The following is a 326-nucleotide window of genomic DNA, read 5'->3' as shown; positions in this document are numbered from 1 at the left end:
GCATGTTGCGTCACACGCGCTATCCAACAAGGGTGGCGCAAGATTCCGCAGCGCTTGTCGTTCAGTAGAAGAGTCGCAATTATCGATTCTTCAGGGAATACTAGAAAGCGTTTCAGGAACTGAATCCGCAGCCAAGTATCACCTTAGGGAAAATAGCAGCCTCTCCGAGTTCCAAACATTGCCAATTAGCGATTATGATGTTTGGCACGAGCAAATAGAGCGCCAGCAAGCCGGCCGAGAAAATGTTTTAAGCAACATCAAGTGCGAGCGTTATCAGCCCACGAGTGGTTCCACCTCTAAAATGAAGTGGATTCCCTACAATCAAG

The 326-nt window shown here is 48.2% G+C and carries 1 protein-coding gene; it reads left to right on the top strand.

What is annotated here, in order from left to right; translation table 11 throughout:
• A partial coding sequence (locus A3766_RS02875) for a GH3 auxin-responsive promoter family protein (RefSeq protein ID WP_197479238.1) occupies positions 1-326 on the top strand: 326 nt, incomplete at both ends.

Source organism: Oleiphilus sp. HI0132 (assembly GCF_001635845.1).
The sequence above is the reverse complement of the archived record's forward strand: the minus strand, read 5'-3'. Positions and strand labels throughout refer to the sequence as shown.